Below are 6000 nucleotides of genomic sequence, written 5' to 3' on the forward strand. Positions count from 1 at the left end.
GACATGAGTATTAAAGGAATAAAGGTTCTTTTAGTAACATTTTTATGAAACAATAAAATTATCCATAAACATATAAATGCAAATATTATCCCTCCGCCTGCGTATGGCTTGTACAAGATAATAAAGGTATAAGATAAAACAAGTGGTACAAACCACCTTAGCTGTTCAATAAACACATCATTATTATAAAAAATTAAATATGTAGCTATTATTAAACTCTGAAAGCCATAGATTAAAAGATTATAATACCAGTAATCCAAATTCAAAAATACAATTATCTCTTTTGTTATACCACATAAGACCATGAGAACTATTCCGATAACGTAAATCCTAATATTTTTATCTAGATTTGTATTCCTAGCAAAACTATAAATTAATAAAAACAATAATAAACTTCGGATAAACATTAATGATATACCTTCCTTCTATAAGCTAAATAAGCCATCATGAGTTCTTCCCACATACCTCTAGCAATTGGAATTTCAGTATCATTGTTCATTAAAACCTCCGTCTTTTCTATCTTCTCTATCATACCTAAATTGATAATATAGCATCTATGGACTTTAAAAAAACTTTCCTTTGAAAGCTCTTCTACCCACTCCCTAAGTTTTGTATTTGAAACATAACTCCCCTTATTTATATGTAAAATAGTACTATGATTTGAGCTCTCAATATAATAAATATCATTTTCGTAAAGATTAATAATCCCATCTTTAGTCTTAACTATTAAAGATTTCTCAACTGAACTTAGCTTCTTAATAATTTTATTCATGAGTTGATATACACTCTCCATTTTTATAGGTTTAAGAATATATCCACAAGCATCTACATTGTACCCCTCAAAAACATAATCTTTTATTCCTGTAATAAAAGCTAAAGGTATATTTTTATCTCTTTGTCTAATAATTTCAGCAAGGGCATAACCATTCATAGTTTTAAGTTGAATATCCAATAGCACTGCATCCACTTTTTCTTCTTCAAAAGCAAATAAAAAGGCCTCAGCACTACCAAAAACCCTCAGCGATAATACTGTTCCATAGTCTTTTGCTGCACCTCGAAGCATTGCAGACAAATAATCCTGATGAATCTTTTCATCCTCAACAATTGCTATTTTCATGCCCTCACCCCTCTTTAGAACTTATGTTATAATTATACCATAACTCCACCTAAACAATGTCCTCCTATAATTTACTGGGACCCTTGGATACTAGATGATAAAAAAAGCACTTCATTAAGTTTTATTTTAATGAAGTGCTTGTATTTTGTAATTTACTGGTACCCTGGGATGCTTATTTAAAAACTGTAATATCTTTTGCATCCAATCTTACAGAGTCATGTGCTGTATAGTCTGACTTTCCTATAGCAACAATTAGAACGGGCACATATCTTTCGGGATCAAGTCCAAAGGCTTCTGCAACTTTATCTTCCTCAAATCCGCCTATAGGATTAGTGTCATATCCATGTTGTCTTGCAACCAGCATAAGCTGCATTGCAGCAAGACTTGAATCTATTTTTACAATATCATTCATTTTTTCCTTCGGTGCATTTTCATATCCTGGCATAAAGAAATCCATTAATTCCTTTTTGACATCATTAGTCATCAAACCTTTTTCTACGGCAGAGCCATAAATTTCTTCTGCCTTTTCATAGCATTTCATATCTCCAAAAATAAGTATCATAGCAGAAGAAGTATCATTCTGTCTTGTATTAAATCTGATTAAAGGACGTAGTTTTTCTTTACCTTCTTTTGATTCAACTACTACAAATCTCCATGGCTGCATATTTACTGATGACGGTGCTTTTGTTGCTTCCGTTATCATTTCAAGCATCTCTTCATTACTTATTTTCACATCTTTATCAAATACCTTAGCTGAATGTCTGTTAAAAGTTATATCTTTAAAATCATTATTTTTCATTTGAACCTCCACCTTTTATAATTTCTTTTCCATCACTGAAAGCATTACCTACCTTTTCTCCCATACTCCAGTATGCCGTATGTATAGGATCAAATATTATAGGATTAAGTTTTTTTACGTCAATTTTTGAATCTGTCAAAATAGACTCATCTGCTGATACATTGATAATCATACCTCTTAAAATTTCTGTTTTTTCATCATAGGATATCATTTTACATTCAAGAGACATAGGAAGTTCCTCTATAATAGGTGCATTTATCTTTTCCGCTTTTGTGTGATGAAAACCTGCTTTTTCAAATTTATTAGGCTCCTTATTTCCTGAAACAATACCTACATAATCACATGCTTTTAAATATTCCTCTGTTGCAATACTTACTGTGAATTCACCTATTTCTTTCAGATTTTTAATGGTTTTATGATTTGAAGCAAGACAAAATGATATTTCAGTTGAATTGCTTATTCCTCCCCATGCAGCATTCATTGCATTTGGAACCCCATTTTTATCATATGTTCCTATAATGTAAACTGGCTGTGGATATGTCCATGCTTTAGCACCAAAACTTTTTCTCATAACTTTTCCTCCCTTTAACAAATTAATTATTAGTTCTTTTATTTAAATATCTATATCCATATTTATATAGATAAGGTATACTAATTTTCTTTACTCTATCAACTGCTTATCACTTTGGATAAAGAAAGAAGAATATTTACTGATATTTATATAGCTCCAGCTTTAGCTGTTCTTTAATTCTAATTTCTTTTCTATATTTTCAAGTACATCAATAAGCTTTTCAATTTCCTCCTGCTTAAATGGAACAGGAAGCTCACACTGATTTTTGCTTTGTTTTTCTTCACATTCGACAAGTTCAGACCTTGCATAATCAGTAAGTGAAACAATCACTTCTCTTCCATTTTCTTTATTCCTTTTTCTTTCAACATGGCCTTTCTCTTCTAAAATCTTGAGATGCCTTGTAACCGCTGCAGGATCTATTTCAAGATAACCAGCTATTTTAGTCTGTAGACTATCTCCATTGTCCCTAAGGTATATTAAAATTTCATACCTTGTAAGACTAAATCCTGTACTACTTTCAAATTCCTTCGTAAGTTTCTGTTCAACGCTTCTTAATTTCTGAAGCATATTGCTAAATGCTTTTAATTTCATATTCCTTAAATCCCCTAATATTCTTTCATAATAAAGACTAATTTATTCTTTAATTTATTCTTTAATTAATCCTTTCAATTCCCTATTCATCCAATCTGATTCTTTAAAAACTGATCTACCTATTCCTACAAGATCGCATACATTTCTATCAAGGATATCCATAACATCTGTGCCTTTTTTCACTCCTCCTGTTAAAATTACAGGAATATTCACTGCTTCAAAAATAGGTTTAGATATTACATCAAAATATCCAGGTCTTGTATCCTTTATGGTGTAAAAGCACATACCTCCTGAAATATCAAGAACATTAACTCCCGCTTTTTCAAACTCCATAGCAGCAATTACAGAATCCTCCTTTGAAAGTCCTCCTTCCATAAAGTCTCCTGCTCCCATTCTTAAAAATATAGGGTAATCTTCTCCAAGTTTTACTCTTATTCCTTTGATAATATCAAGGTGTAATTTTATTCTTCCATAAATGTTTCCACCGTATTCATCTTTTCTTTTATTAGTAAGAGGCGATAAAAACTGATCCAATAAATAAGCATGCGCTGAATGTAATTCCACTCCATCAAATCCCGCTTCCTTTGCTCTTTCAGCTGCATCTATAAATTTATCTTTTAAATCTTTTATCTGACTTTTATTAAGTTCTACTGGCATATCAGTGCTTTTACTTGCAGGATTTAAAATAGCAGATGGAGCAACAGGATCCATTCCAGTAACATCTTTCTTTGCAGCACTTCCTGCATGAGATATCTGTAATACTGCCAAAGAATTATTATCCTTAATTACTTTTGCTAAACTTCTCATACCCTCAATATCCGAATCATCTGATATTGATGTCTGATTATTCTGAGCTTTCCCTCTTTCATCTACATAACTGTGCTCAACTATAACTGCAGAAAAAAGTTTGCAGGAAGTTTTCTCTTCATAATACTTTAAGATTTCATTTGTAATATGTCCTTTATCATCCGCTTTTGCTGTAGCCATTGGTGGCATCACTACTCTATTTTTAAATTCTATATTATTGGATATAATTTTATCTTTAATATTCATAATGGCTCTCCTTCTTATTTGACTAATCAATTGTTGATGCCTCAAGTATACTCTTTAGTACAAATTTTGTCAATAATGCTTATGATGTTCTATAAATAGAGTTGGCACCTTATTCTCTTATAATTCAAAATATAATTAAGGTAATCGGTAACAAAAAGGAACCCTTTCTAATTCTCCTCGTTAAAAGTCCCCATCAAAAAACTCTGATGGGGACTGCATTTACACACTATACACTTTGTAGCTTACCTAAAAAATTAACTCTCCTGGTTTGTATCCACTAGGTAATTCTTCTTCACTTAAAAATTTGAAGTTATCATCACTCAATATTGGTAAGAACGCTTCATATGGTATCCTAGAAAACTCACAGGCATAATTACTAGCTCCGAACCATCTTTCCTCTTTACTGCTCAAATTTAAATCCCTAGCAAATTTTGTATGGTTCGAGCAATCATGAACTGCTAAATCCCAATTTTCCTCATCAGCTATTTTCATAAATTTAAGAGTTAATTCCCTACTCCAAATGGGAGATATGTACCCCTGTCTAGAGATATACATATTTTCTTCGCTATAATTGTATATGTTGTTATCATTTAAATGTAGTTCTGCACAATTGATAAAATCTAGTTTTGTATCTAAAATTGCTTGCTTTTTCTTTGAAAATTCTTCGAAAAACTCAGGTGTCATTGGGGTTTCAATACCTACATTTTGAATATATTTTTTAGCTATTTTAATATTTTCAATAACCTTGTCCGAACAATTCGTAGCCCCAAGGTTAAAGCGTATTTCATCAAGACCAGCTTCACCTAATGCTTTCAGTGTCTCTTCCGTAGCCGAAATACCATTTGTGTATAGATGCTGATAAATTCCTGCAGCTTTAAATTTCTTTATAACTGAATAGTATTTTTCAATTTCCATAAATGGTTCTAAATAAACATAGGCAACTCCAGTAGGTTTCTTGTGGATTGAAAGTAATAAGTCAATATCTTTCTCATAAAATTTTGTGCCACCAATTTCCCACATACCTTCACCAATAGGAGGAAGATTATCAAGCTCTCCATAATTATAGCAAAACTTGCACTGTGCATCGCACTTATTAGTCTTCCTTATTGCACCTAATCCAGTTCCAAATAGGCAAGAACGACATCCTTTTGAGAATTTGTTATCATTTCCTACAAAGAATGTTCTATTCTCTAAGTTTTTCAAGCCTTTTATTTGAGACATTAATATATCATTTCTATGATCAATAGTTTCCTCAATTTGTGCAAAAGTTGCATAAATAATTTCTTGCTGCTTTACCATAAGTTCCTGGTCCTCTGGAAGCATTGCAAAAAATTCAAACCACATCAAAGCATCTTTCTTTGGTATCTTCATAATATTTCCTCCTATATTTAAACCCTAAAGATTCAGTGCAAAAACAAACTCAAAAAAGATTATCACTTCTCACGGTAAATATCTTCTATGAATTCTTTTCCTTTTGTTCTTTAGAACATATAATTATTATATGGTAACATACTTTCTCTACCTCTGCAATTATCAACGTTTGAGTTGTTTTAGTCAAGTAAAAGTGGGCAACTATTTTATTTAAGTGTGGTTAATATACCTGCTGTCACCTTTAGCATGAAAACTCATAAAAAAGCACTTCATTAAGTTTTAGTTTAATGAAATGCTTTTACCTGGTAATTTACTGGAACCCTGGGGTGCTGGAGGAAGCAAGGTGACACTCTTGCTATTTGCGATTGCCAATATTTCTGCTTAAGCGCAGTTTTCCATTTTATTCTACCGGTAAGTAGGCTAGGGAATCACTTCCCTAGCCCCTCATAGAACCGTACGTGCGGATTTCCCGCATACGGCTCCCCATATTATAATTTA

6 protein-coding genes are annotated in these 6000 nt (G+C 32.0%); all 6 read right to left on the reverse strand.

All coding sequences use genetic code 11. From position 1 onward, the window contains the following. Positions 1 to 406: 406 nt before the first annotated feature. Positions 407 to 1117: a LytR/AlgR family response regulator transcription factor gene (locus BD821_RS09630; protein WP_104410296.1), complete on the reverse strand. Its 711-nt coding sequence runs from the start codon at positions 1115 to 1117 to the stop codon at positions 407 to 409. A 172-nt stretch (positions 1118 to 1289) separates the two neighbouring features. After that, positions 1290 to 1916 carry a nitroreductase family protein gene (locus BD821_RS09635; protein WP_207655277.1) on the reverse strand — a complete coding sequence of 209 codons (627 nt, stop codon included), beginning with the start codon at positions 1914 to 1916 and terminating at the stop codon, positions 1290 to 1292. After that, the gene (locus BD821_RS09640; RefSeq protein WP_104410298.1) at positions 1906 to 2487 is read right to left on the reverse strand and encodes a flavin reductase family protein; all 582 of its coding nucleotides are present in this window, start codon (positions 2485 to 2487) and stop codon (positions 1906 to 1908) included. The genes BD821_RS09635 and BD821_RS09640 overlap by 11 nt, the downstream gene beginning before the upstream one ends. A 162-nt stretch (positions 2488 to 2649) precedes the next feature. After that, entirely contained in the window at positions 2650 to 3054 is a 405-nt protein-coding gene (locus BD821_RS09645) for a MarR family winged helix-turn-helix transcriptional regulator (RefSeq protein WP_198023211.1), read from the reverse strand. A 78-nt stretch (positions 3055 to 3132) separates the two neighbouring features. Beyond that, positions 3133 to 4131: an NADH:flavin oxidoreductase gene (locus BD821_RS09650; protein WP_104410299.1), complete on the reverse strand. Its 999-nt coding sequence runs from the start codon at positions 4129 to 4131 to the stop codon at positions 3133 to 3135. 246 nt (positions 4132 to 4377) lie between these two features. Then, positions 4378 to 5502: a radical SAM protein gene (locus BD821_RS09655; protein WP_104410300.1), complete on the reverse strand. Its 1125-nt coding sequence runs from the start codon at positions 5500 to 5502 to the stop codon at positions 4378 to 4380. Positions 5503 to 6000 lie beyond the last annotated feature (498 nt).

This window comes from Clostridium algidicarnis DSM 15099 (assembly GCF_002934235.1).
In the GTDB taxonomy this organism is placed as follows: Bacteria; Bacillota; Clostridia; order Clostridiales; family Clostridiaceae; genus Clostridium_L; species Clostridium_L algidicarnis.